We start from the raw sequence: 26773 nt of genomic DNA, 5'->3' as shown, positions 1-26773 counted from the left end.
GGGGTCGCTTCGTGCCGATGCTTGCGTTGGAGAGATCGCCTGCTCGCGGCAACGCCCTCCGGCCTTCCGACTTCGCCAAGGCTTCCTCGGACAAGTCGGAATCCTCTTCTCCCAGCAGCGCCGCCTCGATCCCGTCGTAATGGGCCATCAGGCGCCGGCAGAAATCCTCGTCGCGAAGATCCACCTCCCGCCCGCGCGCCAGCAGCTTGTCCGCCCGGCGCGCACGCCGCGCGAGATCCGCCATGTTCACCGCCATCGGGGCCTCCTCTCCCAAAAGAGCCCGGCCGCCGCGCAGCACGCGGAAACGGGGCCCTCAGCCTACTGGGATAAGGATATCGGAGGGGTGTGACAGACTGCGTCCTTGTCAGGGGAATTGAGGCGACCGGAAAGCGTGCTCACGAACCGGCCTCGCTTGTAAACCCTCCCCACCCTCGCATTGACAAGTCAGCCGGCCCCGTGGTAATTCCGCGCCATTGCCGGACCGGGGCCCACTGCAAGCCCCCGGAATTCCGGGCCTTTCGGGGGAGACAAACCAAGATGTCAGAGAATACCAGCCTGTGGGAGACCCTGGCCGACCGCGCCATCGCGGGCGAGCCCATTTCGCGTGAGGAGGCCCGCGCCGTCCTCAATGCGCCCGATACCGAGTTTCTTGAACTGGTCAATGCCGCCTCGCGGGTGCGCCAGCACTACCACGGTAAGAAAGTACAGATTCACATTCTCGAGAACGCCAAGATGGGCGGCTGCTCTGAAGACTGCGGCTTCTGCTCCCAGAGCGCGCGCTACGAAACCAACGTCCCGGCCGTGCCTGCACTGGCCGTCGCCGAGCTCGTCGAGGGCGCCCGCAAGGCCAAGGCCTCGAGCGCCTGGCGCTACTGCATGGTCACCGCGACGCGCGGCCCCTCGGGCCAGGACCTCGACGTCATCTGCGAGGCCGCCCGGCAGATCAAGTCGGAGATGGACATCTCCCTGTGCGCCTCGCTGGGCCTTCTCAATGAGGCCAAGGCCCAGCGCCTGGCAGAGGCCGGCATCGACCGCTTCAACCACAACCTCGAAACCAGCGAGCGCCACTTCGGCAACGTCGTGACGACGCACACTTATCAGGATCGCGTCAGCACGCTCAAGCACGCCAAGGACGCGGGCATGGAAACCTGCTGCGGCGGCATTCTGGGCCTCGGCGAGGGTCACGACGACATCCTCGACCTGGCTTTCTCGCTGCGCGAGCTCGACGTCGACTCGGCGCCGGTGAATTTCCTCAACCCGCGCCCGGGCACCCCGATGGAGGGCTACACCCAGCTCTCCCCGCGCGAGGCCATCAAGGCCCTGTGCATGTTCCGCTTCGTGCTTCCCAGCAAGGACCTGCGCGCCGCGGGCGGCCGCGAGGTGGTGCTGCGCTCGCTGCAGCCGCTCTCGATCCTCGTCGCCGATTCGATCTTCGCCAACGGCTATCTCACCACCGATGGCGCGGGTGAGTCTTCGGACTACCAGATGATCCGCGACATGGGCTTTGAGATCGAAGTCGTCGGCATGGAATCGCCCGAGGAAGAATATTCCATCGGCGGCGGAACCCCCGCAGAAGCCCGTGCCTGAGTCCGCTTCGCAGGCGCAGTGGGAGCCGGGTGAGGACCTGGCCTCCTTCCTCGATGCACAGCTTCGCGCCGTGCACGAGGCCGGGCTGTACCGAAAGTTCCGCATCATCGACTCGGCCATGGACGCCAGCGTCCGGCTGCGCGATGAAGCAACCGGCGAGGCACGCGAGGTCGGGCTGTTCTGTTCGAACAACTACCTCGGTCTGGCCTCTCACCCGCGTCTAAAGCATGCCGCCATCGAGGCGACCCGGAAATACGGCGTGGGTTCGGGCGCCTCGCGCCACATCTCGGGGACCTTCTCGCTCCACGAAGAGCTCGAAGCCCAGCTCGCCGCCTTCAAGCGCACCGAGCGCGCGGTGGTCTACAACACCGGATTCATGGCCAACGTGGGAATCATCTCCGCGCTGATGGGAAGCGGAGATGCCGTGTTCTCCGACGAGCTCAACCACGCCTCCATCATCGATGGCTGCCGGCTCTCCGGCGCACAGAAACAGATCTTCCGTCACCGGGACATGAACCACCTTGAAGAACTGCTTCGCAGCTCCAAGGCCCGCCACAAGCTCGTCGTCACGGACACCGTTTTCTCCATGGACGGCGACTTTGCGCCGCTGCCGGAGATCGTTGCGCTGGCCGAGCGCTACGGCGCCTGGACCATGGTCGATGAGGCCCACGCCACCGGCTGCATCGGCGAGGGCGGTCGCGGCGCTGTGGAATATTTTGGATTGACGGGGCGCGTCGATATCATCATGGGGACGCTGGGGAAGGCCCTGGGCAGCTTTGGTGCCTTCGCAGCGGGCTCTTCCGCGCTCATCGAGCACCTGATCAACCGCTCCCGCATGCTGATTTTTACCACCGCCCATCCGCCTGCGGTTCTGGCGGCCTCCAGCGAGGCCCTGCGCGTTGTGAGCGAGGAGCCCGGGCTTCGCGCCAAACTGGCTGAAAATGGGCTGTTTCTTCGCGAGGGCCTTCGCAAGCTGGGTTTTTCTACGCTAGATTCCCGGAGTCAGATCGTTCCCATCGTCATCGGAGAGGCCGCGCCCACGATGGAATTCGCCCGCCGGCTGCTGGCCGAGGGGGTCTTCGTTACCGGCATCCGGCCTCCCACCGTTCCAGAGGGCACTTGCCGTCTGCGGGCCACGGTCATGGCGAGCCACACTGGCGATCAACTGAGCCGCGCGTTAACGGCTTTTGAGAGTATCGGAAAAGACCTGGGGGTTTTATGAGTTTGAAGAAGGCCACCAAGAAGAAGGCTGCAAAGAAAGCCGCACCGAAGAAGGCCAAAAAGTCGGTGAAGAAGAAGACGGCGAAGAAGACCGCCAAGAAGAAGGTCGCCCGCAAGGCGCCCAAGAAGGCCAAAAAGTCGGCCAAGAAAGCCCCCGCCCGCAAGGCTGCAAAGAAGACTGCGAAAAAGGCAGCCAAGTCTGCGCCGAAAACGGCTGCCAAGAAGGCCTCGAAAAAGGCCCCGAGGAAGTCCGGCCTCTCTCCCGCTGCGTTTGAGAAGCTCTCGCGCTCGGACCACGAGCACATCTGGCATCCCTTCACCCAGCAAGCCGGCTGGATCAAAGAGCAGCCGCTGATCATCGACCACGGCAAGGGCAACTACCTCTACGACGTCGAGGGCAAGAAGTATCTCGACGGCGTCTCTTCCCTGTGGTGCAACGTCCATGGCCACCGCGTGCGCGAGATCGACGCCGCCATCAAGAACCAGGTCGGCAAGGTGGGTCACTCCACCATGCTGGGGCTCACCCACGAGCCCGGCATCAAGCTGGCCGAGAAGCTCCTCGAAGTGACGCCCGAGAATCTCACCCGCGTCTTCTATTCCGAATCCGGCGCCACCGCGACGGAAATCGGCCTCAAGATGGCCTATCAGTATTTCCAGCTCACCGAAGGGCCGGAGACGACGAAAACCAAATTCGCCTACTTCTCCGAGGGATACCACGGCGATACCATCGGCGCGGTCAGTGTCGGCGGCATCGAAGATTTCCACGGGCGCTTCAAGCACCTCTACCCCCAGCACGTCAAGGTGAACCTCGACGGCTGGCACAAACGCGAGCGCCGCGAAGCGCTCCAGGCGCGCGCCATCGCGCTGGCCGAACTCGAGTTCAAGATCACGCGCAACGCCAAGAACCTGGCCGCCGTCATCATCGAGCCCATGATCCAGGGCGCCGGCGGCATCCTCGACATGCCCGGCGGCTATCTGCTGCGTCTTCGCCAGCTCTGCGATGCGCACAACGTGCTGCTCATCGTTGATGAAGTGGCCACGGGCTTTGGCCGCACCGGCAAGATGTTCGCCTGCGAGCACGAGAACGTGCAGCCCGACATCATGGCCGTGGGCAAGGGGCTGACCGGCGGCTACCTGCCGCTGGCCGCAACGCTCACCAGCGAAAAAGTCTACGAGGCATTCCTGGGTCGTCCCGAAGAGGGCAAGACCTTCTTCCACGGCCATACCTTTACCGGCAACCCGATCGCCTGCGCGGCGGCCATCGCGAGCCTCGACCTGTTCAAGAAGAAGAAGGTTCTCAAGAACGTGGCCGAGCGCTCCGAAGAGCTGGCCATCTGGCTGCGCGAGATCCAGGAACACCACCACGTGCGCGAGTGCCGGTGGCTGGGCCTGATGGGCGGCATCGAACTGGCTCCCAATCCCATGGACCCGACCTCGAAGTATCATCCTTCGCGGCGCGTGGGCCACCGGGTCATTCTCGAAGCGCGGCGCCGCGGCGTCATTCTCCGCCCGCTGGGCGAGGTCATCGTGCTGATGCCCCCGCTCTCGGCCACGGAGAAGGACATCGACAAGCTCTGCGAAGTCGCCTACGACGCCATCAACATCGTCACCGGCCAGGAAGAGCTCTTCGCCGAAGCGGCTCGCTGGTAAGTCGTCGGCTGCGTCCGGCGGGGAATTGGGGTGGCGATGTCGCGCCCGGTCTTCATTACAGGAACCGACACCGGTGTCGGCAAGAGCTTCGTCACCGGCGGACTGTGCCTGCTGGCGCGCAAGGCGAAACTTCGCGTGGGCGCGATGAAGCCCGTCGAGACCGGCTGCACGCCCCACCGCGGCAAGCTGTTGCCCGCCGACGCGGCGCTGCTCTCCACCTGCGCGGGCGATCCCGACTCTCTCGATGATGTGTGCCCCTACCGCTTCGAGCCGCCGATCTCCCCCGAGACCGCGGCGCGGCAGGCGGGCGTGAAGATCGAGTTCTCGAAGATCGCCGATCACTACAAGAAGATTGCCCGGGACAAGGACCTCGTCCTCGTAGAGGGTGCGGGCGGCATTCACGTGCCGCTCACCGAAAAAAAATACATGGCGGACCTGGCAAAGCACCTCAAGTGCAAGGTGCTGCTGGTCGTGGGCGACCGTCTGGGAATGATCAACCACGCCCTGCTGAGCTTGAATGAAATCCAGCGCAGAAAGCTCCCGCTGGCGGGAATCGTGCTGAACCGCGTTGTGCCTCCCGATGGGGAGGATTTCTCGCTGGAAACCAACGCAAAGGACCTGGCACGCCACACGAAAGTGCCCATTTTCGGCACCCTGCCCTGGCTGCCCGAGGGGCCGAGCTTGCTCAAACCCTATCACTATCGCAAGCTGTTCGAGGATCACCTGGACAGCGCGGCGCTGATGGCAGCGCTGCGGAACTAGAGGACCGGATTTGAACCCGCTCATTCCAGTCAATCGGTTGTTTGCGCGCACGGCGCTCTCTTCCCAGCTTGCCGGCGGCGCCGACGAGCCGCCCTCGGAGTACGCGCATCTGGAAGGGCTCGTCGACCTGCTCGACGAATACCTGCAGGAAACCGACGCCGAAGAACGCGGGGAGATCGCAGCGCTGCTCGAGCGCATTCTGGGTTTTCACGATCTCGAGCTCGTCGACGAACCCGCCGGCGACAACGTGCTCCACTGGGTGGACGCACGCGTCATGGAAGAGCGGCGCGTGACCATCATGCTGGTCGAGCCGCACGAGCGCCTGCTCGACAACAATGAATCGCCCGATGCCCGCGCGCTGGGCGCGCAGCTCGTTCGCCGCATGGAGCGCGAAGAGATTCCCTGGGCGATTCTCGGTGACGGGTTCCGCTGGCGCCTGCTGTGTCGCGAGACGCCGCTGCCGCTCCTGCAGACGCTCGACCTCGACCTGACCAGCGCCATCCAGAACGCCGATGAGCCCGCGACGGTGAGCATCCTGGCCTTTCTCTCCGCCTCGGCCGCCGCACCCGGCGGCCTGTGGGACCGCCTACACGAAGAAGAACACCGCCGCCGCGAGCGCGAGAGCCGGCTCTGGCGTGAGTTCATCGAGGCCGACGGTCGCGGCGACGCTGCCCTCGCTCTTTGGTGCGAGTGGTCGGGCGTCGCCAAGCGCACACCGCTGCTCAACGCGCTGACCAAGAATTCGCTTCCCGCCGAAGAAACCCTGCGCCGCGCCCTCTCGCGCGCCATTCGCGAGGCGCCCTTTGAGTCCGTGGATCCCAAGGCCCGCGCCCTGCCCGGGGCCGAGTGGGTAAGGCCCGCCACGCGCCTGCTCTCGCTGCTGGGCACCCGCCCCACCGCGTCCGAAGCGCTCGCGGGGCTTCGCTGCCTTGCCGGGGCGCTCGATGCCCACGCGGGCGTGAGCGCCTCGCTTGGGAAACTTCCACCCAGCGCGAAGGTGCGCGAGATCCTCGCCGGCACCGGCAGCGGTTCGCAGCCCGCGCGCGTGTTGCTGGCCGGCGTGCCCCAGCTCGCTCTCGCCGTCGAGGTGCTGCTGGCCGAATCGAGCCGCCGCATGATCGAGGGAACACGGCCCGAAGTGGGGATCCCCGAGACCATTTCGAATCTCTTTGCCGTCGATGAGTCCGAGCAGACGATCGCCGCGCTCGGCGCGCTGGTCACTTGCCTGTGCAAGCTCTGCGGCGCGGAGCCCCCCTACCTGGGCCATCGCCTGCGCGTGGGCAATCCCCACCTGAGCGCCGCGATCAGCTCCCTGGGGCGCGCGCCCGCGCTTTCGCGCGGCGCACACCGTGAGGGCGGCGTGCGCCAGCTCTCCTTTGTGGAAGCCCTCTTCCACGACCGGCTCAAGACGCTGGCCTCCGACCTGCGCCTTCTCTCGACCGCCGGACCCGAGCGCATCCGCACTGCGCGCCAGCAGGAGGGCGTGTTCCGCCGCCTGGTACGCGGGGTCGAGCGCTTCCGCGACCTTGCCGATCTGTGGCTGCTGGCCTACGGGGCGCCCGATTCGCTGGATTCGGGTACCTACGAGAGTTTCGTTTCGGATCTCAAGGAACAGGACCCCGAGTGGCAGGCGCGTCTCAAACCGCTGGCCCGTCCGCTCAAGAAGCTACGCGAGAACCATGCCCCCTTCCACTGGGAACTCGAATTCCCCGAACTCTACGTCGAAGACGGCGGCTCGCGCATCGACCCGGGTTTCCATCTCGTCTTGCTCGCCCCGCCCGCCGGGGAGCGCAAGAAGCTCCTCAAGGAATGGCGCGCCTACCACCGCTCTTTGAGCAGCGATTCGCCCGCGCCGCTCAGCGCGCTGGCCTCCTTCGGCGGGCTGTTCCGCACCAGCCGCGGCGGCCTGCTCATCGGCCCGCTCAGCACACGCGACTACGCCGCCCTGCGAAAGAGCTATCCCGAATCGCGCGGCCTGCCTGCACGCAAGAACGGCATCGGCTGGATCGCGCTCTCGCGCTGAAGATAGTTAACCGCGGATAAACGCAGATGAACGCGGATCAAGGCATAGAGCAAAGAAATTAAACAAGGATGTACAGGATTATCAGGATCCGGAAGTTCTGATCCTGCCTATCCTGTGCATCCTGTTATACTCTTCTTGGTCTGAAATCCGCGTTTATCCGCGTTCATCTGCGGTCAAAATTCTCAAAGAATCTGAACCAGTTCGAGCGGGTGGTTGATCAGGTAGGTCGGCCCCGTGCCGCGCAGCAGTTCCTCGCCGCGAAATCCCCAGGTGACGCCGCAGGTGAAGGCCCCGGCATTCTTGCCGGCGCCCACGTCCTGGGGCCCGTCGCCGATCATCAGCGTGCCGGCCGGCGAAATTCCGATTCGGTCGCAGATCGTGCGCACCACCAGCGCATCGGGCTTTCGCTCGGCAAGGCTGTCGCCGCCAAGGAGCTGCAGGAAGGTGTCGTTCCAGCCCAGGCCCTCCACGATCTTTTTCGCCAGATACTCGGGCTTGTTGGTCGCAATCGCCTTGGGCACGCCAACGAGCGCGTCGAGCATTTCCTCGACGCCCTCGTAGGGCTTTGTGAACTCCAGGCAGTGCTCCTCGTAGTAGTCGAGGAACACCTTCTTGCCCTCTTCGAGCTTGTCCTTGTGTCCCTCCGGGAGCGCCCGCTCGACAAGCTTGCTCGCGCCGTCTCCGACAAAGCTGCGCACTTCCTCGACATTGTGTTCAGGAAAGCCGAAGTGGCGCATCGCCGCGTTCATGGCGTGGGCCAGGTCGAGGGAGGAATCGATGAGCGTGCCATCAAGGTCGAAAATCAGCAGTTGAAAGCGGGCGGGCAATGTAGATACTCCTCTGGTGGACCGGGAGTGAACCACAAACCCCGGCCAATGGGAAGGGCGCCATGAGCGAGCGAGAGCGATGGAACAAGAAGTGGAGCGCCGGCGAGGCCCCCCAGGCCCCCTCGCCTTTCTTTGCGCGCCTGGCCCCGCGGCTCATCCGCAGCCTGCGCACCCGGCCTGGCGCCCGGGTGCTGGATCTGGCCAGCGGCCCGGGGCGTCACAGCCTCCCGCTCGCGCGCGCGGGGATCGCCGTCGACGCCCTCGATTGCTCCAGCGTCGCGCTCGCGCAGCTTGCGCAAACGGCCGGGCGCGAAGTTCTGCCGATTCACACCATCGAGACCGAGCTCGGCGACCCCGAAGACGCGGCGGCACTGCTGGGCAGCGCCCGCTACGACGTGGTTCTCGATTTCTTCTTTCTGGACCGCGCGCTCATTCCCGTTCTCGCCCGCGCGCTGAAACCCGGCGGGCTGCTGGTATTCGAGACGCGCCTGGCTCCCGGCGAGATCGGCAGCGCCGTCAATCCAAAGGGCTACTGGCTCGCGCCGGGAGAGCTTGCGCGCCTTTTGTGGCGGGACTTCGACTTGCTCGCGCTCTCGGAGCGCCCCACTTCGACGAAGTGGATCGCACAGGCAATCGCGCGACGACGCTGAATCAGGGATCAAGCAGCCGCAGCGGCGGCAAGATCCGCCGGGCGGTGTGCCAGAGGGTCTTGGTGACGACGTCGCGGGGCTGCAGGCCCGAGAGCTCGGGCGCCTCGCCGGCGACGTAGGCAAAGACGCGCTCCAGAATTCCCGGCAGCTTGAATCCCGCGCGCAGCATGTATTCGTAGGCCGGCGTATAGAGCAGACCGGCACCCAGGCGGTTGCGGGCGAGCTCTGCGCCCAGCTCGCCGCGCCGGATGTCACGGGTGTAGTGCTTGAACGAGTAATCGCGCGCCACCTGCGCCGCGGCCAGCGCGTGGGCGGCGTGGCGCCCATAGGCAAAGGCCTGATGGAGTCCCTCGGCCACCAGCGGGTCGGCGCCGGCGGCATCTCCCGCAAGCAGCACGCGCGGCTTTGCGAACTCGCTGCGCGGCGTCCACTCCCGAATGGCCCAGGACTCGAAGTCGCTTTCGGCAAATTCATAACCATAGCCGCGCGCAATTTCGCAGAGCAGCGGCCGGGGATTGACCCGGCGGCTGGCTTGGGGTGTGCGGTCGTAGAGTCCGATCTTGGCGACGAGCTTCTTCCCGGTCCTGTCGGCCGGATCGGGCTCGGGAAAGAGCCACGTGTAGCCCTGAATTCCATGGTCCATGCAGGAGAAATCGAAGACGAGGTAGTTCTCGTCGCCGGGATTGAGCGGGCGCTCGCCCTGGATAAGGCGCGCGCGGGGATATTCGTCCTCGAATCCGGCGAGCTTTCTCACCTTCGAGCCCACACCGTCGCAGGCCACGATGGCCTGCGCCTCGTAAGTGCCCTTTTCGGTGGTGACGACGACGCCCTCGCGTGCGACTTCGTAGCTTTCCACGGCCTCGTTCTCCCGCACCTCGATGCCCGCTGCGCGCACACGGTCGCAGAGCCAGGAATCGAGCACCGCGCGATCGAAGATCAGCGTACCGCCGGGCTTTTCAACGATGTGGCGTTTGTCGCGAAAGCGGATGTCGTAGCCGCCGGCGTTGAAGTGGGCAGGCGCCTCGCACTCGAAATCGATACCGGCCTCGCGCAACACGCCGAAGGCCTTGCGGTTGACGCCGCCACCACAGAGTTTTTTCCGGGGATGGGATTTCTTTTCGAGAATCAGCAGCCGCGAGGCCAGATCGGGACGCAGCTTGTGCAGGTGCAGTGCGCACAAGAGGCCCGCGGGCCCCGCACCGACAATGATCGCAAAGTAACTCATGAATCCCGCCCGCACCGGGCGCTTTCAGCCCGGCGACAAGCGCTACTCTAGCCCATTCCGGCCGAGACGCGGCAAGCAGCGGCGACCTGATCGAGCGGCAACACGCTGTCGGCGGCTCCGATCTCGAATGCGGCCTTGGGCATGCCGTAAATGACGCTGGTTTCGCGGTCCTGGGCGATGGTCACCGCGCCCTGCTCGTGCATGGCCTTGAGCCCCTGCGCGCCGTCCATACCCATGCCCGTGAGCACCACGCCGATGGCATCGCCGCCATAGACATCGGCCACCGCGCGCATGGTTACATCGGCTGCGGGTTTGAGCACTGTGTCCGTGGGAGTCTGGGAAAGCCGCACGACCTTCTTGCCCTTGCGGTAGCGCGCAGGCGCCACGATGGCGTGCATGCCGCCGGGCGCGATGTAGACGGTCCGGGGTTCGAGCAGCATGCCGTCCTCTGCTTCCACCACGCGAAGCGGCAGAACGCGATCCAAATCGGCGGCCAGCGACTCTGTAAAGTGCGGCGGCATGTGTTGCACAATCAGCGTTGGCATGGGCCAGTCATGCGGCAGCCCCGTCAGCACAACCTGCACCGCCTGCACCCCGCCCGTGGAGGCAGCCACGACGAGGAGCGACTCGGCGGGCGTGACGAGCTTGCGGATTTCCTCGGGCTTGTTGCGCCCGGTGTCGCTCGGCTGCGTGGTCGCCGCCGACTCGGGCTCATCGCGGGGAATCCCCGGATGCTTGCGCCGGGGCGGCTCGCGACGCAGCGGGCGGCGCGGGCGCGAGCGCTGCGCCAGTTTCACCTTGTCGATCAGGTGCTTGGCCACGGTGTGCATGTCCAGGGACACCACGCCGGAGGGTTTTTCCATGAAGTCGATGGCGCCGCGGCGAAGGGCCTCGATGGTCACTTCGGCGCCTTCCTTGGTATAGGCGCTGAGCATCAACACCGGGCGCGGGTACTCGGCCATGATGCGCTCAAGGGTTTCGAGACCGGTGAGCCCAGCCATTTCCTCGTCCAGCGTCACCACAGTGGGGTCGAGCTCGGGGATCAGCTCCAGCGCCTCCTGCCCGGAGCGCGCCTTGCCGACGACCTCGATCTCCGGATCCTGCGAAAGCAGGTTCGAGATCGCTTTTCGCATGAAGTTGGAGTCATCCACGACCAGTACGCGGATTTTGCCCTTACCCATCTGTCGCCTCAGATTAACCTTCTCGCCCGAATCTCTCCGCTAGTAGTTGGCCCATTCGAGGAAATCGGCGAGGTCGGAGAACTCAATCTCCAGCCCCGGCGTCCGAACGAGCACGCTCACGATGTTCTTTCGATAGGTCTGGAACACGTCGTCGGCCGACGTGCCCGCAAACTCGGAATCCGCATAACGCTTCCAGCAGCCCGGCGGGGTGCTGGGGCCCACGACGTAAAGCTTGCCAAAATCATTGCGATGGCCTTCGAGAACCAGCCGGTCGTGCTTGCCCTCGATCCAGAAATAAATCTCGTAGTCGAGGTCTTCGCGATCGGTGTCGAGCGCGAGCTGCTTCTTCACAATCCAGGGAAGCAGGTCGAGATCGATCTTCACTTCCTTGGGAACCTCAGGAGCGGCGGGCGCCACTGCAGCCGGCGGCTCTTCCTGCGGCGGGGCATCGAACTCCGGCGCGGGCGGTTTCTCTTCGATCGGCGCGGGCTCCGGAACCGGTTCGGGCGCGGGCTCGACTTCCGGCGCCGCCGATGGCAGCGGCGGCGGAGGAGGCGGCGCCTCCACTTCGGCGCCCAGTGACTCGCCCATCGGGCGGTCGAGTTCCAGGGACTTGCCCCCGGCGCCGAGGCCGCCTTTCTTGCGGGTCTTTTTCTTCGCGGCCTTCCTGGCCGTCTTGCGTTCGGTCATCGCTCGCACCTCTCCACGACCTCGTCGGTCAGGGTCAGGTAGTCTTCGGCGGCACGTCCGCTTTTGTCGTATTCAAAGATCGTCATGTGGTGTCCCGGCGCCTCTCGCAGTCGAACCGTCGAGTGCACGGCGCTCTCAAAGAGCTTGCCCGGAAAGCTCTCCTCGATCTTTTCGGCAACCTGACGCGAGAGGTTGTTTCGCGCATCGAAGTGGGTCACCAGAAAGCCGAGGATGTCCACGGCGGGGTTGTGCCGCCGGGCGCCTTCGAGCTTGGCCAGCAGTTGGCGGATTCCTACCAGTGCATAGTAACCCACATCGACGGGCACGATCACCCATTTTGCCGCGGAAAGTGCCAGTTCGGTGAGCCTTCCAATCGAGGGCGGCGCGTCAATCACGATAAAATCGTACTGTGAGGCGGTACCACCCAGCAATTCCGCCAGCCGCGTGGGCGCAACGGCGTGCTCGCCGCCCTCGAGCACCGCCAGTTGCGGGCGGGAAGGAACGATGTGCAGCGCTCCCTTGCGAAAGATGCCGTATTCAATCCCGAGGTCCCGGCGCGTGAGCAGCTCGTGAATGGTCACGTGCGCGCTCTCGATGTCGATGCCAAAGGACATGGAGGCGTTCGACTGGGGATCGAGATCCACCAGCAATACACGCTTGCCGCGAAGGGCCAGCCCGGCGGCCAGGTTCACCGCCGTCGTGGTCTTCCCACAGCCGCCCTTCTGATTTGCGATGGCAAGAATGTGAGCCATGAACCCGGTGCTTCCTTCGCTGGCTCGCCGCGGACCTAGATGCGGAACCGGCCGACCATGTTGCGTACGTTTTCGGCCAGTTCGAACAGATTCTCAACCGTGTGCGCGAGTTCCTCGGCCTGGTCGGAGACATCCTTGGCAGCGCGCGAAATGTCGGTCACCGCAACGGCGACTTCGTCGGAGACACGCGACTGTTGCTGGGCAGCCTCGGCCATGGCGTTCGTCATATCGAGCACGTTGGCATTGCTGGCCACGATCTCGTCGAGCACCTCGCGTGTGCGGTTGGCATGTCCGGCGCCGTCGGAGACCTCGCGGGTCGCCGATTCCATGACAATGACCGCCTGGTTGGTATCGTCGGTGATGTCGCCGATGATCGCGGTGATCTGCAGCGTGGACTGGCGCGACTTCTCGGCCAGCTTGCGCACTTCCTCGGCGACCACTTCGAAGCCGCGGCCGTGTTCTCCGGCACGAGCAGCCTCGATGGCAGCGTTGAGGGCAAGCAGGTTGGTTTGTCCCGAGATTTCCTTGATGACATCGATGATCTTGCCGATCTCCTCGGAACGCGCACCGAGTTCGCGGATGGTAGACGCCGACTCGGTCACGATGCGCTCGACGCTCTGCATGGAACGCTGGGTCTGGGCAACGACCTCACCGCCCTTGGTCGCCGAATTGTTCGCGCTGGTGGCCAACTCGCGCGTGCGCTGGGAGTTCTCATAGACGAGCTGCACGCTGGCGGCCATTTCCTCGATGGCGACGGTCATTTCCTTGGTCTTGGCAAACTGGCTCTCGGAATTGCCGGCCATGTTCTTGATGCCGTCGGAGAAGTTCTGCGCCGAGGTGGCAAGCTGCTCGGTGGCGGTGAGCATCTCGCGGAAAATTTCCTGGATGCGCATGGCCATGCCGTTGAGCGACTGGGAGAGCTGCCCGATCTCGTCGTCGCTCATCTCCTCTGTACGATAGGTCAGGTCGCCGTCGGCAATGCGCGTTGCCAGGGACACCATTCCCTCGATCGGCCTGCCCACCACGCGATTCTGCATGACACCGACAAACACGGCGATCATTGCCGCAACCAGCACGAATACGCCTGCCGCGTACCAGATCGGCATGATCTCGGCATTGATGAGCCGCTCGGGAATGCCCAGGACCAGCGCGCCGATGGGATCGTCGCTGGTGGGATCGGTCAGGGTAAAGCGGATGTTCAGGTAGTCTTCGTCAGTGTCATCGTCATGCAGAACAATGACTTCGTCCTCGATCCGCGACTCACTCTCGCCCTTGGCAAGCGCGCGCTCGACAAACTTCTTGCGCAGGTCGGGGTTCTTCTCCATCACCTGCAAAATGGCGCGGTCGTCGCTCGCGACGATCCTTCCATCGGCACCTTCTTCAAGGCGACCGTAGAAAATCACCTTCGCGTCGGGAGTCAGAATCGCCCAGTACGAGATGTCCCTGGCCTGCGCGTCCGAAATGATGCGCGGCACGATGTTGCTGATTTCATTGAGTTCGGGCAGCGTCAGGAAACCAAGGCGCTGCAGGTCGTCGACGTTGAGCTTGATGTTCGCGCCGATGATCTGGGCCTTCTCACGGAACTTCTCCTGAAGCGTGTCCTGGAAGATGAGTGCCACCGCGACGCTCATCATCAGGCTGGCCACGGCCAGCGCCACAATTGGGAGCATGAATTTCGTGCGCATGCTGTTGATGTTCATTTAACCTGCCCTGCTCTTCCGGGTATGGAGCGCCCGCCCACTAGACGCGAAACCGCTTGATTACTTCGTCGCCCTGGGAGATGACGAGCCCCTCTGCAGAAGGTGCAACATGCACGCTCTGCCCGGCGAATCGCTTGCCCAGGAAAAACATTCGCCCGCCGTGTTCGATCTTGCCGTCGGGACTGACCGCGACATCCTGCGAGGCGCCGACTTCGAACTCAGGCGCTGCGGGCGCGGGCGCCACGGCCGGTTCCTCCGCCTGCTTCGCCTTGCCCGAGCTCAGCGCGTCGTTCCACTTTCCAAGGAACTCATCGTGATTGCCCGAGTCGCCCGGCGCGGGCAGGCCGTTTTCGGCTGCGGTTTCTTCGCCGCCGGCCGCCTTGGCCAGAATGGCTTTCTCCGTCATGGAGAATATCTGTTCGAGATTGAGAATGGTGATCAGGTGCTCGCCGATTTCGCACACGCCCTCGAGGTAGTCGGCGCGCAGCCCGCCCACCAGCGGTGGCGGCGGCTCGATGAGGTCTTCATCGATCTTGATGACTTCGTAGACCAGATCGACGGAGATGCCGACAAAGAAGCTGTCCATCTCCAGCACCACGATGCGGGCTTCTTCGGTGTCTTCGGCTTCGGGCAGTTCGAAGCGCTTTCGCAGGTCGACAATGGGGATGATTTCACCGCGAAGCGAGATGATGCCTTCGACAAAGTCGGGCATCTTGGGCAGCGGGAAGATCCGCGCGGTTGCGATGATTTCCTTGACCTTGAGAACGGGGACGGAGTAGCGCTCAGAGCCCAGGCCGAACATGACGAACTTCAGGAAGTTCTTGTTCTCCCGGATTTCTTCGCGTCCTTCGATTGGAGACATTTACAGGCCCTCCGTCATGCCGCTCACACCGATCTGCGCGGTGGACAGACTGCGGAAGAGCGTGGGAACATCCAGGATCAGGACCACCTCTCCGCTACCCAGAATGCTGGCCCCGGCGATCCAGTTTCCGTCAGTTCCGGCCAGACGGTCCACATAGGGGCCGAGCGACTTGAGGACGGTCTCCTCCTTGCCGATCAGCCGGTCCACAATGACCCCGATACGCCGGTTGAATACCCTTAATACAATGACCGGGAGGAAGTCTAGCTGGTCCTCCTTCGCCGGTTTTCCGAACAATTCGCGCAGCGAGGTGATCGTCACCGGCCGGTGACGGAGCAGATAGACAAGCTGGCCCTTGATCTTCTCGATTGCGCTGGGCCGGATGCGAATGGTCTCTTCGATGTAGTGAAGCGGGATGCCGTAGAGCTGGCCATCGACCTCGATCAGGAAGATCTCCATGATCGCCAGCGTGAGCGGCAGACGCAGGGTGAACTTGGTCCCCTGCCCTTCAATCCAGCTCACGCTCACCACGCCGCCCAGTCGTTCGATGTTGGTCTTCACCACATCGAGCCCCACGCCGCGGCCGGAAATGTCGTCGATCTCCCGGGCCGTCGAGAAGCCGGGCAGGAAGACCAGATCGGCGGCTTCCTTCTCGCTGATCTGGCGGGCCTCGTCGACGCTCACCATGCCGCGCTCGATCGCGCGCTGGCGAATGCGCTCGACGTTGAAGCCGCGTCCGTCGTCCACAACCTCGATGAAGATGGAGTTCTGTTCGTGGTAGGCGCGAAGGCTCAGCGTGCCGCGCGGCTCCTTGCCGGCGGCGATTCGTTCACTTGGTGTCTCGATTCCGTGGCCGATGGAGTTCCGCACAAGGTGCATCAGCGGGTCGTAGATCGCCTCGATGATGGTCTTGTCCAGTTCGGTATTCTCGCCCTGCACCGCAAGGTTGATGTCCTTGCCTTTCGAGCGTGCGGTATCGCGCACCGGGCGGTAGAAACGATTGAAGAGCTGCTTGATCGGCACCATGCGGATGCCGAGCACCTCGCTCTGCAGCTCGCCGGCGACGTTGCTGATGAAGCTAACGACTTCCTCGAAGGACTTGTTGGGGATTTCGCGTTTGAGCTGCAGAAGGCGCGAGCGCCCGGCGACGAGCTCGCCCACCAGATTCACCAGCCGGTCGAGGCGCTGCGCCGAGACGCGCATGTACTGGACTTCGTCCTGGGCGCTGCGCCGTTCGACTTCTTCGCTCTCCTTGACCGGCGCGGCGGCAGGCTGCTGCGCCTTCGGAGCGGGAACGGCCGGCGACGGGGCGGCGGCCGCGGGCTTGCCTGCCGGCGCGATCGCGCCCCCGGCCTCGAGCGTATCGAGTTTGGCCAGAACGGGATCGATGTCCACGTTGCCGAGTTTGTCGTCGACGAAGTCGGCAACGATGCGGCGGCACAGGTCGAGACCCTCGAAGAATACGTCGTTGATTTCCGCGACAAACTGGATCTGCCCGTCGCGCAGCTTGCCCAGGACGTTCTCCATGCGGTGGGAGAGTTCCTGCAGCGGCGTCAGCCCGATAAAGCCGGCATTTCCCTTGAGCGTGTGCGCAATGCGGAAAATTCGCTTGATGCGGTCGGTATTCTCCGGCTCATTCTCGAACTTGACCAGTTCTTCGTTGAAACTGTGCAGCAGTTCCTTGGTCTCGTCGAGGAATTCGCCGTAGAGCGCCTGTATGTCTTCTCCGTCGAAATCACTCATGTCCGGCTACCCATGCCCCGCACCATTGTAGGTGCTGCGGGGCCCATTACCCAAGCGCGTCCACCAATTCGAGCAGTTGCTCGGGCTGAAAGGGCTTCGAGAGATAGCGGTCGGCCCCCAGCGCCAGGCCCCGCTGCTGGTCCTCGTTGCTCGATTCGCTGGTGAGCATCACCACCGGTGTCTTGCGGTCGGGATACTGGCTGCGGATTTCACGCAGCGCGTCGAGGCCGTTCATCCTCGGCATCATGATGTCGAGAATGACCAGATCGTAGCTTCCCTCCGCGTATCGCTGGAGGGCTTCAATGCCATCGTTGCAGATATCGACCGTGTGGCCCCGGGCGCGCAGCATGTAGCTGACGAACTTCTGGGTTGCCACCGAGTCTTCTGCGAGCAGGATCTTCTTGGACATGGCGTGCGGTCTACAGCTTCTCGTAGACCATTCCCCCTTCCATGAACTTCATTTTGAATGGTACGACCGAGACATCGATGGTCTCGGCGTTGCCGAGGAAGACGCAGCCGCCGGGCCGAAGCTGATCGTACATCTGCTGGGCCACCTTGTTCTTGGCGTTCTGGTCAAAATAGATAAACACGTTGCGGCAGAAGATGATGTCCATCTTCGGCAGGCTCCGCCACTCGCCGGGCTCGACCAGGTTGATGCGTCCGAATTTCGGAATGGAACGGATGCGCTCACGCAGCACGTAGCGGTCGCCGGTCTGGTCGAAGTACCGGGCGATGGTGGCCTCGTCGTAGTCGCGCAGCTTGTTCTGGGAATAGCTGGCCTTCTCGGCAAGGTTGAGCGCGCGGGTCGAGATGTCCGAGGCATGAATTGCCACGTCCAGCCCCTGGAGCTGATGAGACGATTCCTGCGCGCAGATCGCCAGCGTATACGGCTCCTCGCCCGTCGCGCAGGCCGCGCTCCAGATATTGAAGGAACGATCCCCCGCCTTGCGACGACGCTCGGCCACCGCCGGCATCATCACTTCCCGGAAGGTCTTGATCTGCGCCGGATTGCGGTTGAAGTGGGTCTCCTGCACAGTGATGGCGTTGATGAGCGCCTGCATCTCGCCATCGGCATCGCGGTTGTAGCGGAGCACGTAGTAGTAGTCGCGCACGGTCCGCGTGTGGGTCGCCTGCATGCGATCGACGACCCGATACTCCAGGTATTCCATCCGCGTGTCGCGGATGTGAATGCCCGTGCGCGCGCAGATGAGGTCGCGCAGTTCCACGAACTCCTCTTGCGTCATGTGGATTTCGGGTCTCTCGTACACGGTGTTTATGCTCCAATCCCGACGCGCCGTTCGACGTCTTCGATGAGTTCGCTCGCGCGCTGACGCACCAGTTCGTGCTCGTCGCGCACCAGATCGCGAAATGCCAGCAGCACTTCGTCGTCGGGCCGGCGCGCCGCCTCAACGAGCGCCGCGTAGCGGACCTTCCACGCGGTGTCGCGCATCGCGCGCACCAGAATCTTGCCGACTCCGTCCACTTCGTTCGATCCGAGAAGGCGCACCAGTGCGCGCCGCACGTCGGGATCGGGATCCTCGGCCATGGGAAGCAGCCGGTCCCGGTATTCCTCGCCCGTCAGACGAACCAGCGCCTCGGCCGCCGCCACGCGCACCAGGCCCACGTCATCGTTCAGGCGATCGAGCATGGGCTCTACGGCGCGGGCGTCGCGGCTCTCGCCCATGCCGATCTCACCGAGTGCGCGCGCGGCCTGGAAGCGCACCCACATGTCCTCGTCAAACTGAAGCAGATAGACGAGCGGCTCGACCGCGCGACGGTCGCGAAGCTGGCCCACCACCTGCGCCGAGCTCCGGCGCAGCACCGGGTCGTTGTTGCCCATGAGCAGCAGCGGCAGCGATCCCACCTGCCGCTCTTCGAGCGCGGCCAGCGCGAACACGGCGGCCTGCTTGACGAGGTTGTCGGGATCGACGAGCAGGTGCTTAAGCTCGCCGGCGGCGTCCTGCACCTGCAGCGCGCCCAGCGTGCTGGCGGCCATGGCGCGCACGTCCGAGAGCGGGTCGGAGAGCAGCGGCCGGAGTTTGGGGGTAATCACCTCGCGCGGGAAGCGGCTGAGCGCGCGCTGCGCGGCGCTGCGCACCGAGGCGAAGGGATGCTGGAACTGGAAAATCAGCGCGTCGGCAAAGCGCGGATCGCCGATCCGGCCGAGCGCGTCGCAGGCGGCGCGGTTGATCTCGACGTCTTCGTGATCGAGAAGCTGCACGAGCAGCTTGCCAGAGCGCACGCTGCCGACGTGACCGAGAACATCCATGGCGAGAATCTGCCCGGCCGCTTCGAGACCGGTGAAGGCCGCGACGAGCGCCTCCTCCACCGCAGCGCCGATGCTCATCAGCGCCTGCGCTGCCGCCGCTGCTTCTTCTTCGTCGAGCAGCTCGCCGCTCTCGTCTGCATCGGAGTCGGTATCGAGCAAGGGAATCAGCAGGCCGATCGATTCCTCGTCGGCCAGGCGGCCGGCCATGTCGATGCCGGCGCGGCGCAGCTCGGGATCGCTCGAAGCGATCGCACGCCTGGCAACGCCCAGAATGTTGTCGCGCTCGCGCCCCTCGAACTGGCGGGAGACCTTCGGTTTGGCCAGCACGCGAACCAGCGCGCGCAGCGAGTGCAGGGAGAGCTCTTCGTCGCTGACGATGAACTGATAGAGCGGCTCAACCGCGCTCTGGGTTCCCACGCATCCAAGCGCGTCGAGCACCGTGGGCAGGGCCCAGACCTCGGTTTTATGAACGAGGGCGAGCAGGTCGGGTTCGAGTTCTTCGGCCGCCAACGCCGCGATGGCTTCGAGCGCGGCGGTCTGCACCCAGAGCGAGGCCCCCAGCGCCTCACGCAGTTGCGGGATGGCGGCGCGGTAGCCGAGCTTTCCAAGGGTGAGGTAGCCCTGGTAGCGCACATTTTCGTCGGTGTGGCTCTGCGCGGCCTCCAGCACGGCGGGACCCGCACCGGGATCGCCGATCTCACCGAGCAGCTCGGCGGCGTAGCGCACGACATTGGTGTCTGCATCCTTGAGAAGCTGGGAGAGGGGATCGACGGCGTGGCGGCCCAGGCCGCGAAAGATCTCGATCGCCGCGGCGCGAATGCGCGCGTCTCCCTCGTGCAGGGCGGTGGAAAAGGCCCCCAGCGCCGGGCCGCCGCCGATGGCGATGATCGCCCGCACGCACGCGCCGCGTACCAGCCAGTTTTCGGTATGGAAAGCCTGCGTCAGCGCCGGAAGGGCTGAATCATCACCACTCTCGGCAAGCTCAAGCGCCGCGGCTCGCTGGACGTCGGGGTCAGCCGACGCAAGGCGGTCGACGGCGGGAGCCTGCTGGGGTGCGCTCGATCGCTGAATTCCCATAAAACCTGATAACCGCCCGGAATCATTGGTTCGTATCACGGTGACATGTGCCTTGCAACCACGGGGGGGCCATGGTAGCAAAAGTCCGACCGAGCTCCCCCGGCGCTCCCCACGGGCCGCACCTGCGCCCCTCAGGGAGGGCCCAGAGGGGCTCAGACCAAAGATTCACACCAGAGAGGACGAGCATGGCTGACGTACTGATCCTGATGGGTTCCGATTCCGACGCCGAGGTGATGAAGGTGGCCCGCGATGAGCTGCGCAAGATGGGCATCAGCGTCCACATGACCGTGGCGAGCGCCCACCGCACCCCAGACCGGGTCCACACCCTGGTCAGCGAGGCCGAGGCCAACGGCACCAAGGTGTTCATCTCCGGCGCCGGCGCCGCGGCCCACCTGGGCGGCGTGATTGCCTCGATCACCACGCGCCCCGTCATTGGCGTACCGATTGCTTCTTCGGAGATGGGCTCGGGCCTCGACGCCCTGCTTTCCACGGTCCAGATGCCCCCGGGCATCCCGGTCGCCTGCAGCGCCATCGGCAAGGCCGGCGCCAAGAACGCCGCCATTCTGGCCGCGCAGATCATCGGCGTGGGCGATCCCGAGGTGGCCAACGCCGTCAAGGAATCGCGCGCCAACATGCGCAAGCAGGTCCTCGAGAAGGCCAAGAAGGTCGAAGAGATGGAGTAGCGTCGCTGCCGGTCCGCTGCGCGCAGCGGACCGGCGCCGCTCGCTTCCCGCTTTTGTTTCAACCTTTGAACCGACACCACCGAATTCGACCGTGACCACGAAGTTCCAGACCAGCGCCCTCAAGGACAAGGACTACGAGTCCATCGCCGCGCGGCTGCGCAAGGGCGAGGTGCTGCTCTATCCGACCGAAACGACCTACGGCCTGGGCTGCGTGGCGAGCGAGCGCGCGGGCATCGAGCGCATCTTCGAACTCAAGCAGCGCCCGGCCGAGCGGCCGTTCCTCGTGCTGGTGCGCGACCGAAAGATGCTCGCCGAATATGTGAGCGAAATCCCGGCCCCCTATGAGCCGCTCATGGAGCGCTTCTGGCCCGGACCGCTCACTCTGGTCTTCCCCGCGCGCGAGAACCTGCTCCCGCTCGAGCTGCTGGCGCCGGGCCTGAGCACGCTGGCGATCCGGATTTCATCCGACCCCTTCTGCGCGCGCCTCCTTGAAGCCCTCGGCGCGCCGCTGGTCTCCACGAGCGCCAACCTCTCGGGGGCTCCCAATCCCACGAGCCTTGAAGATGTGTCGCATTTCGTAAAAAACGGCGTCGATATGCTGGTCGACGGCGGCGCCCTCTCGGGACGGCCCTCCACCGTGGTGCGCCTGGACGGCGGCAAAGCCGCGATCGTGCGCGAGGGGGCGCTGAGCGCGGAAGATCTGGGGATTGCGTAAACCAGGCAATCCCCGACAAGCCCGGTCGGCACGACCGTCGTGAACGTGAGCGTAGACGTGCTCGTGCTCGATCCGGCCACGTTTACGAGCACGAGCACGCTCACGACCGCCCAGCTCGCCGCGCAGATACGGCTCGCGGGGTTTTCAATCAAGTTGCCAGCGCCGAACTCGCAGGCTAGATAGGGCCACCATGGCAGAAGTAAGAGCCTTTCGCGGCATTCGCTACAACCCGGAAAAGAACCCCAAGCTCGGCGACGTGATGGCGCCGCCCTACGACGTCATTGACGACGACCGGCGCGCCGCGCTGGCCGGCGTGAGCGACAAGAACGTGGTGCGCCTTATCCTGCCCCGGCAGGACGAAGTCAGCGGCGCCGCGGACAAGTACGCTGCCGCCGCCGAGATCCTCAAGGACTGGAGCAGCCAGGAAGTCGTTGCGCAGGATAGCGCGCCGGCCTTCTATCGCTACCGCCAGGACTTCACCCTCTCCGGCTCGGACGAGATCCACTCGCGCGAGGGTCTCATCGCCGCAGTGCGCCTGCACGAGTTTTCCGAGGGGATCATTCTGCCGCACGAAAAAACCCTGAGCGGCCCCAAGGCCGATCGCCTTGCGCTCATCGAGGCGACAAAGACGAACCTCTCGCCGACTTTCTCTTTCTACTTCGATCCCGCCGGCAACGTGGCCTCTGCCATGGGCGAAGCACCCGCCGATGCGTGGTGTGACTTCACCGACGACGAAAACGTGCGCCACCGCCTGTGGGCCATCTCCGATGAAGCGCAGGTCGCGGCCATCACCAAGGCCTTCGCCGATCTCAAGCTCTACCTGGCCGACGGCCACCACCGCTACACGACGGCGCTGCACTACCGCGAAAAGATCCGCGAGCAGAACGGCAAAACGGACCCCGAGCATCCGGCCGAGTTCATGATGATGTTCGTTGCCGACGCGGCGCAGATGACGGTGCTTCCCTACAACCGCATGCTGCTGGCCAGCGCGGGCGTCGACGGCCGCAAGCACGCGCCCGAGATGATCCGCGCCCTGCACGAGTATTTTGAGGACGAGACCCACGTGACCAAGGACGAGGCGGGCCAGCAGGCGTTCCTCGATGCACTCCTTGCCGCGGACGCGCCCTACGCGCTGGGCATCGTGGGCCCGGGCCACGCCCACCTGCTCACCTCGAAGGACGCCGCCGCCGTCGAAGCCCTCTTCGATCAATCGGTTCCCGGCCCGGTGCGCGCGCTCGACGTGGCCGTGCTCCACAGCCTGATTCTCGAAAAGCAGTTCGCGCTCACCACCGACAAGATCGCCGAGGGCGGCAAGCTCAGCTACACCCCGGACGCGATGAAAGTCTTCGGCTGGGTGAACTCCGACAAGGCCGAGCTGGGATTCCTGCTGCGCCCGACCAAGCTCGAAGAAGTGCGCGACGTCGCCGAAGCCGGCGAGGTCATGCCCCAGAAGAGCACCTACTTCTATCCCAAGCTCCTGAGCGGTCTCGTTTTCAGGAGCGTTGCGGGGGAGTAATCTTCGCGCGATTCCCTGAAACTGTCATCCTGAGCAGAGCGAAGGATCTCAACCATTGAGAAATGGTGAGCATTTCTTGCGGGACCAGGGCTGGCTCCAGCAGGTTGAGATCCTTCGGGCTCTCGCCCTCAGGATGACAACCTGTTTCATCACATGTCGTGCAAGGGCGAGGCATGCCTCGCCCTTCTGAATCAGCCCAGCTTCTTCGCCTCATACCGCAACGCAAAGCGCGTGAGCACCTCGCGCACTTCGGGGTCTTCAACCTTTGCCAGGTGCGCGCGGATTTCTTCGGGCAGGCTCTCGACCGGCGGGAGGACGAGCGGTTTCTTCTCGGGCGGCGGCGCGGGGACGCGGCCGATGCGCACACGCAGGCTCTGGACAGCGGGCGAGTGCATGCGCTCGCGAATCTGGGCGAGGAGCTGCTCCTGCATTCCCATGATTTCCTGGCTCCACACGGCGCTGGCGACGGTGACGGTGAGCTCGCCGTGCTTGAGCGATTCGGGCGCGACGTAGTGAGCCAGGTCGGGGCCGATGATCTCGGCCCAGCGCTTTTTCAGGTCCACTTCGGCCACGCGGGGGCCCAGGCCCTGATCGCGGAGGGCCTTGTTGATGAGGCCGCCGATGCCTTTGGGAGGATTCGCCATGGCGCCCAGCCTGACCGGGCGCCGCGGGCTCTGGCAAGTGGCAGCCGCCTCCGGCCTTCTTTGACAACAGAGGGTGCGCGCGAGCACAATGAGGGCGCGACGGAGTGGGTGAGGCCTTCCGTGCGGCAGTAGGGCCGCAGTGCGAGCTTATGCGTCTCATCCTTCTCACCGGACTTCTGGTGGCGACCTTCGTCTTCGGCTTTCTCTTTGCCCATGAGCCCTTTCGGCAGGTGGTGATCGAGAAAACGGTCCGAACCTTCTTCTCCGATGAGGAGTCCCCCCGTGCCAAGCCGGCCCCCAGGGAGCAGAGCGCGCGCAATCAGCCGACACGCGAGCGTTCGGAGCGAACCGAGCGATCTGGTCGCTCCGATCCGCCGCCGGCCGACGAGCTCACCGAAAAAGACCGCCGCTCCCTCGACGACCTGTTCGAGGACAAGCTCGACCAGTAATCGATCCTTGAACCCCGTATTCACCGCCCTTCGACGCGCGCTGCCGCTGGCCTGCGCGCTGGTTCTGTTGCTTGCCACTGCCGGCGAGGCCGCGCGCACCGCGCGCAGCAAAAATGCCATGGCCGCCACGGCCCACCCCGATGCATCCAAAGCCGCGGCCGAGGTCATGCGCGAGGGCGGCAACGCCGCCGATGCCTTCGTCGCGGCGGCGCTGGTGCTCGGCGTGATCGAACCCTACTCGGCGGGCCTTGGCGGCGGCGGCTTCGCCCTCTACCGCGACACTGCCGGGAAGGTGCACGCCTACGACTTTCGCGAGCGTGCCCCCGGCAAGGCCCGGCGCGACATGTATCAAAAAGACGGCAAGGTCGATTCCATGCTCTCGAAGTTCGGCCCCATGGCCGTGGGCGTGCCGGGCCAGCCCGCGGGGCTCGAGATGATCCACGCGCGCCACGGCAAGCTCCCGCGCGCGCGTCTGACAAAAGAAGCCCACGCTTTCGCCGCCGAGGGCTTTGCCGTCTTCCCCTACCTTCAGGAGAAGATCAAAAGCACGGCAAGCCTGCTGCGCCAGTTCGATGCGACCCGCGAGGTCTGGCTTCCCGGTGACAAGATTCCCGAAGTCGGCGCGAAGATCCGCCAGCCCGGTCTGGCAAAGGCCATTGAGGCCTTCGCTGCCGAAGGGGCCGCGCCCTTCTACAAGGGCGCCATCGCCAGGGACATGGCAGCCGAAGTGAGCCGCCTCGGGGGAATCCTCAGCGAACGGGACCTGGCCACTTACCAGGCCTACCCGGTCACGCCGGTGCGCGGGACTTTTCGCGACTGGGAGATCTATTCCTTCCCCGGCCCCTCCTCGGGGGGCATCGTTCTGATCGAGATGCTCAACATGCTCGAAGCGGCCCTTCCCGAGCAGCCGCAGGTGGAGTCGGCGCTCAAGGTCGAGGCGGGCCTGCAAAAGCTCGCGCCGCTGGCGCCGCTTCTGGGAGCCAGCGCGCTTGCCCAGGGAGAGAGCGCTGCCTTCCCCGGCATCCCTGCAATGCAGTCGATGCTGGTCGCAGGGCACAGCCACCTCATTGCCGAAGTCATGCGCCGCGCCTACGCCGACCGGGCCGAGTATCTGGGCGACCCGCGCTTCGCCGACGTCCCGACAAAGCGCCTCATTGCCAAGGACTACGCCAGGGAGCGCCTGAAGGATCTCGATCTGGAAAAGGCCCACGACGTAAGCGCCGGCAGCGTGGAGATCGCGCCCGCCGAGGGCGAGCACACCACGCACATCTCGATTGTGGGGCCCGAGGGCGACGCCGTCAGCGCGACGCTCACGATCAATCTCTCCTTTGGTTCGGGAATCACCGTTCCAAAGTGGGGAATCATTTTGAACAACGAAATGGACGACTTCGCCGCCGCGCCGGGCGTCCCCAACGCTTTCGGGCTGATCCAAGGAGAGCGCAATTCGATTGCGCCGGGCAAGACGCCGCTCTCTAGCATGACGCCGACCATGGCTTTTCGCGGCGGCAGGCTGCGCTACGTGCTGGGCTCGCCCGGCGGTTCGCGCATCATCAGCACCGTGCTCCAGCTCTTCCTCCACGTCGCCGCCTTCGGGCTCACCCCCGAACAGGCCATGGACGCCCCGCGCATCCACCACCAGTGGCGCCCCGACACGCTCTATGCCGAGGACGCCTTCTTCGCCCCCGAGGGACTTACCCCCCTGCGCGGCGCGCTCGAGAAAATGGGCCACCACATCAAGACGGCGCCGCACTGGTGCAACGCCCAGGCCGTGTGGGTCGAAGACGACGGCACCCTGCTCGGTCTTTCCGACGAGAGAGTCGAAGGCGCGCCCGCGGGGTTTTAGCGATAGACCTCGTCGTGGGTGCCCACGTCGATCAATGTGATCGCGTGCTCTTCGATCAGCAGCGTCAGGGTGATTCGGTAGGAGTAGGTGACCCGAACCCCATGCAGATGCTGCAGCTCCCCCTGCAGCCGGTGCAGTCCAAGGTGCGGCTGGAAGGGATCGGCACGCAGATCCTCGATGATCGACTCAAAGCGCCTGCGCAGGTCCGGGCGCTTTCGCAGGAATTTCTTTGCGCTTCGCTCAAACTTGGTCGTGGCGCGAAGTTGAAAGGGTTCAGTCGTCATCGGCGGCGTCAACAGCGGACATCAGTTCTTCGACCGAGTTGTAGCGCTTCACTTTCCCCGCCTTGTATTCGGCCAGCGATTCGGCAATGCGCAGCTCGGCCGCTTCCTCGACCTCGTCGAGGAGTTCCTCGTAGCGCTCCTCGGTCAGGATCACGTACCGGGGCTGGTTGTTCGCGATGACATGGACGGCCGGATACTTGGCGAGCTGCTCGTCGACTGCGCCGATGCCGCGTCGCTTGATCTCGGACGCCGGGATGGTTCGAATTCGCATGGGTGGACTCCTTTCGGCACCTAATTTAGCGCATATATTAGCACTCATTTTAGCACCTGTTTCGGCGCCGTCCAGCACGGATTCAGCCCCGGGCGGCAGCCCCCCTTCCCCTTTGCCCGCGCGTGTGCTTTGAGTGAGAGCATCTGTTCCAG

27 protein-coding genes are annotated in these 26773 nt (G+C 64.6%); 12 read left to right on the top strand and 15 right to left on the bottom strand.

Annotation, left to right across the window (positions count from 1 at the left end):
* Positions 1–256: hypothetical protein (locus KDH09_03020; protein ID MCB0218641.1), on the bottom strand; the 256-nt coding region annotated here is incomplete at its 3' end.
* Between the two features lie 281 nt (positions 257–537).
* Between KDH09_03020 and bioB the strand changes: the two genes are divergently transcribed.
* From bioB to KDH09_02995, 5 genes are all read left to right on the top strand, one after another.
* Positions 538–1587 carry a biotin synthase BioB gene (bioB, locus tag KDH09_03015; protein ID MCB0218640.1) on the top strand — a complete coding sequence of 350 codons (1050 nt, stop codon included), beginning with the start codon at positions 538–540 and terminating at the stop codon, positions 1585–1587.
* Positions 1588–1705: 118 nt separating this feature from the next.
* Positions 1706–2809 (top strand): 8-amino-7-oxononanoate synthase, encoded by a 1104-nt coding sequence (gene bioF / locus KDH09_03010; protein ID MCB0218639.1) that lies wholly within the window; start codon positions 1706–1708, stop codon positions 2807–2809.
* A gap of 302 nt (positions 2810–3111) precedes the next feature.
* Complete coding sequence (gene bioA / locus KDH09_03005; GenBank protein ID MCB0218638.1) at positions 3112–4458, top strand: adenosylmethionine--8-amino-7-oxononanoate transaminase; 1347 nt, start codon at positions 3112–3114, stop codon at positions 4456–4458.
* Positions 4459–4488: 30 nt separating this feature from the next.
* On the top strand, positions 4489–5220 hold the full coding sequence (gene bioD / locus KDH09_03000; protein MCB0218637.1) for a dethiobiotin synthase: 732 nt from the start codon (positions 4489–4491) through the stop codon (positions 5218–5220).
* 10 nt (positions 5221–5230) lie between these two features.
* Complete coding sequence (locus KDH09_02995) at positions 5231–7243, top strand: hypothetical protein (GenBank protein ID MCB0218636.1); 2013 nt, start codon at positions 5231–5233, stop codon at positions 7241–7243.
* Positions 7244–7425: 182 nt separating this feature from the next.
* Here KDH09_02995 and KDH09_02990 read toward each other — a convergent pair whose 3' ends face one another.
* Positions 7426–8070 carry an HAD-IA family hydrolase gene (locus tag KDH09_02990; GenBank protein ID MCB0218635.1) on the bottom strand — a complete coding sequence of 215 codons (645 nt, stop codon included), beginning with the start codon at positions 8068–8070 and terminating at the stop codon, positions 7426–7428.
* A 62-nt stretch (positions 8071–8132) separates the two neighbouring features.
* Here KDH09_02990 and KDH09_02985 point away from each other — a divergent pair, with 62 nt between their 5' ends.
* Positions 8133–8720 (top strand): class I SAM-dependent methyltransferase, encoded by a 588-nt coding sequence (locus KDH09_02985; GenBank protein MCB0218634.1) that lies wholly within the window; start codon positions 8133–8135, stop codon positions 8718–8720.
* A gap of 1 nt (position 8721) precedes the next feature.
* Here KDH09_02985 and KDH09_02980 read toward each other — a convergent pair whose 3' ends face one another.
* Genes KDH09_02980 through KDH09_02935 form a run of 10 tightly spaced genes read right to left on the bottom strand, consistent with a single transcriptional unit; the run spans position 8722 to position 20216 of the window.
* Positions 8722–9945, bottom strand: coding sequence for an FAD-dependent monooxygenase (locus KDH09_02980; protein ID MCB0218633.1), 1224 nt, complete (start codon positions 9943–9945; stop codon positions 8722–8724).
* A gap of 47 nt (positions 9946–9992) precedes the next feature.
* Positions 9993–11126, bottom strand: coding sequence for a chemotaxis response regulator protein-glutamate methylesterase (locus tag KDH09_02975; protein ID MCB0218632.1), 1134 nt, complete (start codon positions 11124–11126; stop codon positions 9993–9995).
* A gap of 39 nt (positions 11127–11165) precedes the next feature.
* On the bottom strand, positions 11166–11816 hold the full coding sequence (locus KDH09_02970; protein ID MCB0218631.1) for a hypothetical protein: 651 nt from the start codon (positions 11814–11816) through the stop codon (positions 11166–11168).
* Positions 11813–12568 carry a ParA family protein gene (locus tag KDH09_02965; protein MCB0218630.1) on the bottom strand — a complete coding sequence of 252 codons (756 nt, stop codon included), beginning with the start codon at positions 12566–12568 and terminating at the stop codon, positions 11813–11815. Before KDH09_02965 ends, KDH09_02970 begins: the two co-directional genes overlap by 4 nt.
* 35 nt (positions 12569–12603) lie before the next feature.
* Positions 12604–14268, bottom strand: coding sequence for a HAMP domain-containing protein (locus KDH09_02960; protein MCB0218629.1), 1665 nt, complete (start codon positions 14266–14268; stop codon positions 12604–12606).
* 40 nt (positions 14269–14308) lie between these two features.
* Complete coding sequence (locus tag KDH09_02955) at positions 14309–15130, bottom strand: purine-binding chemotaxis protein CheW (protein MCB0218628.1); 822 nt, start codon at positions 15128–15130, stop codon at positions 14309–14311.
* Positions 15131–16870, bottom strand: a complete 1740-nt coding sequence (locus tag KDH09_02950; GenBank protein MCB0218627.1) for a chemotaxis protein CheA — start codon at positions 16868–16870, stop codon at positions 15131–15133. It lies immediately after the preceding gene.
* A gap of 46 nt (positions 16871–16916) precedes the next feature.
* On the bottom strand, positions 16917–17279 hold the full coding sequence (locus KDH09_02945) for a response regulator (GenBank protein MCB0218626.1): 363 nt from the start codon (positions 17277–17279) through the stop codon (positions 16917–16919).
* Between the two features lie 10 nt (positions 17280–17289).
* Complete coding sequence (locus tag KDH09_02940; protein ID MCB0218625.1) at positions 17290–18138, bottom strand: protein-glutamate O-methyltransferase CheR; 849 nt, start codon at positions 18136–18138, stop codon at positions 17290–17292.
* A 5-nt stretch (positions 18139–18143) separates the two neighbouring features.
* Positions 18144–20216 (bottom strand): HEAT repeat domain-containing protein, encoded by a 2073-nt coding sequence (locus KDH09_02935; GenBank protein ID MCB0218624.1) that lies wholly within the window; start codon positions 20214–20216, stop codon positions 18144–18146.
* Positions 20217–20401: 185 nt separating this feature from the next.
* Here KDH09_02935 and purE point away from each other — a divergent pair, with 185 nt between their 5' ends.
* The 4 genes from purE (at position 20402) to KDH09_02915 (ending at position 23130) form a co-directional block, all read left to right on the top strand.
* The gene (purE, locus tag KDH09_02930; protein ID MCB0218623.1) at positions 20402–20899 is read left to right on the top strand and encodes a 5-(carboxyamino)imidazole ribonucleotide mutase; all 498 of its coding nucleotides are present in this window, start codon (positions 20402–20404) and stop codon (positions 20897–20899) included.
* A 91-nt stretch (positions 20900–20990) separates the two neighbouring features.
* Complete coding sequence (locus tag KDH09_02925) at positions 20991–21614, top strand: threonylcarbamoyl-AMP synthase (protein MCB0218622.1); 624 nt, start codon at positions 20991–20993, stop codon at positions 21612–21614.
* Between the two features lie 39 nt (positions 21615–21653).
* Entirely contained in the window at positions 21654–21797 is a 144-nt protein-coding gene (locus KDH09_02920) for a hypothetical protein (GenBank protein MCB0218621.1), read from the top strand.
* A gap of 7 nt (positions 21798–21804) precedes the next feature.
* Positions 21805–23130, top strand: a complete 1326-nt coding sequence (locus tag KDH09_02915; protein MCB0218620.1) for a DUF1015 domain-containing protein — start codon at positions 21805–21807, stop codon at positions 23128–23130.
* Positions 23131–23321: 191 nt separating this feature from the next.
* Here KDH09_02915 and KDH09_02910 read toward each other — a convergent pair whose 3' ends face one another.
* Positions 23322–23774, bottom strand: coding sequence for a DUF721 domain-containing protein (locus tag KDH09_02910; GenBank protein ID MCB0218619.1), 453 nt, complete (start codon positions 23772–23774; stop codon positions 23322–23324).
* 149 nt (positions 23775–23923) lie between these two features.
* Here KDH09_02910 and KDH09_02905 point away from each other — a divergent pair, with 149 nt between their 5' ends.
* Positions 23924–24223, top strand: coding sequence for a hypothetical protein (locus KDH09_02905; protein ID MCB0218618.1), 300 nt, complete (start codon positions 23924–23926; stop codon positions 24221–24223).
* A 7-nt stretch (positions 24224–24230) separates the two neighbouring features.
* A complete protein-coding gene (locus tag KDH09_02900; GenBank protein MCB0218617.1) occupies positions 24231–26066 on the top strand; it encodes a gamma-glutamyltransferase family protein in 1836 nt (611 codons plus the stop codon).
* Here KDH09_02900 and KDH09_02895 read toward each other — a convergent pair.
* Together KDH09_02895 and KDH09_02890 are read right to left on the bottom strand one after the other, a co-directional pair.
* Complete coding sequence (locus KDH09_02895; GenBank protein MCB0218616.1) at positions 26063–26350, bottom strand: plasmid stabilization protein; 288 nt, start codon at positions 26348–26350, stop codon at positions 26063–26065. The two genes, KDH09_02900 and KDH09_02895, sit on opposite strands and share 4 nt — an antisense overlap.
* Entirely contained in the window at positions 26340–26615 is a 276-nt protein-coding gene (locus KDH09_02890; protein MCB0218615.1) for a prevent-host-death protein, read from the bottom strand. Before KDH09_02890 ends, KDH09_02895 begins: the two co-directional genes overlap by 11 nt.
* Positions 26616–26773: the final 158 nt, after the last annotated feature.

Source organism: Chrysiogenia bacterium, from assembly GCA_020434085.1.
Lineage (GTDB): Bacteria > JAGRBM01 > JAGRBM01 > JAGRBM01 > JAGRBM01 > JAGRBM01.
Note: the sequence above shows the minus strand (reverse complement) of the source record. Positions and strands in the feature narration are given on the sequence as shown.

Bases quoted from the DNA above. Each gene is read 5' to 3' on its own strand.
- bioB (MCB0218640.1), top strand. From the start codon at position 538: ATGTCAGAGAATACCAGCCTGTGGGAGACCCTGGCCGACCGCGCCATC.
- bioF (MCB0218639.1), top strand. From the start codon at position 1,706: ATGGACGCCAGCGTCCGGCTGCGCGATGAAGCAACCGGCGAGGCACGC.
- KDH09_02985 (MCB0218634.1), top strand. From the start codon at position 8,133: ATGAGCGAGCGAGAGCGATGGAACAAGAAGTGGAGCGCCGGCGAGGCC.
- KDH09_02980 (MCB0218633.1), bottom strand. From the start codon at position 9,945: ATGAGTTACTTTGCGATCATTGTCGGTGCGGGGCCCGCGGGCCTCTTG.
- KDH09_02975 (MCB0218632.1), bottom strand. From the start codon at position 11,126: ATGGGTAAGGGCAAAATCCGCGTACTGGTCGTGGATGACTCCAACTTC.
- KDH09_02970 (MCB0218631.1), bottom strand. From the start codon at position 11,816: ATGACCGAACGCAAGACGGCCAGGAAGGCCGCGAAGAAAAAGACCCGC.
- KDH09_02965 (MCB0218630.1), bottom strand. From the start codon at position 12,568: ATGGCTCACATTCTTGCCATCGCAAATCAGAAGGGCGGCTGTGGGAAG.
- KDH09_02960 (MCB0218629.1), bottom strand. From the start codon at position 14,268: ATGAACATCAACAGCATGCGCACGAAATTCATGCTCCCAATTGTGGCG.
- KDH09_02955 (MCB0218628.1), bottom strand. From the start codon at position 15,130: ATGTCTCCAATCGAAGGACGCGAAGAAATCCGGGAGAACAAGAACTTC.
- KDH09_02950 (MCB0218627.1), bottom strand. From the start codon at position 16,870: ATGAGTGATTTCGACGGAGAAGACATACAGGCGCTCTACGGCGAATTC.
- KDH09_02945 (MCB0218626.1), bottom strand. From the start codon at position 17,279: ATGTCCAAGAAGATCCTGCTCGCAGAAGACTCGGTGGCAACCCAGAAG.
- KDH09_02935 (MCB0218624.1), bottom strand. From the start codon at position 20,216: ATGGGAATTCAGCGATCGAGCGCACCCCAGCAGGCTCCCGCCGTCGAC.
- purE (MCB0218623.1), top strand. From the start codon at position 20,402: ATGGCTGACGTACTGATCCTGATGGGTTCCGATTCCGACGCCGAGGTG.
- KDH09_02915 (MCB0218620.1), top strand. From the start codon at position 21,805: ATGGCAGAAGTAAGAGCCTTTCGCGGCATTCGCTACAACCCGGAAAAG.
- KDH09_02910 (MCB0218619.1), bottom strand. From the start codon at position 23,774: ATGGCGAATCCTCCCAAAGGCATCGGCGGCCTCATCAACAAGGCCCTC.
- KDH09_02905 (MCB0218618.1), top strand. From the start codon at position 23,924: ATGCGTCTCATCCTTCTCACCGGACTTCTGGTGGCGACCTTCGTCTTC.
- KDH09_02895 (MCB0218616.1), bottom strand. From the start codon at position 26,350: ATGACGACTGAACCCTTTCAACTTCGCGCCACGACCAAGTTTGAGCGA.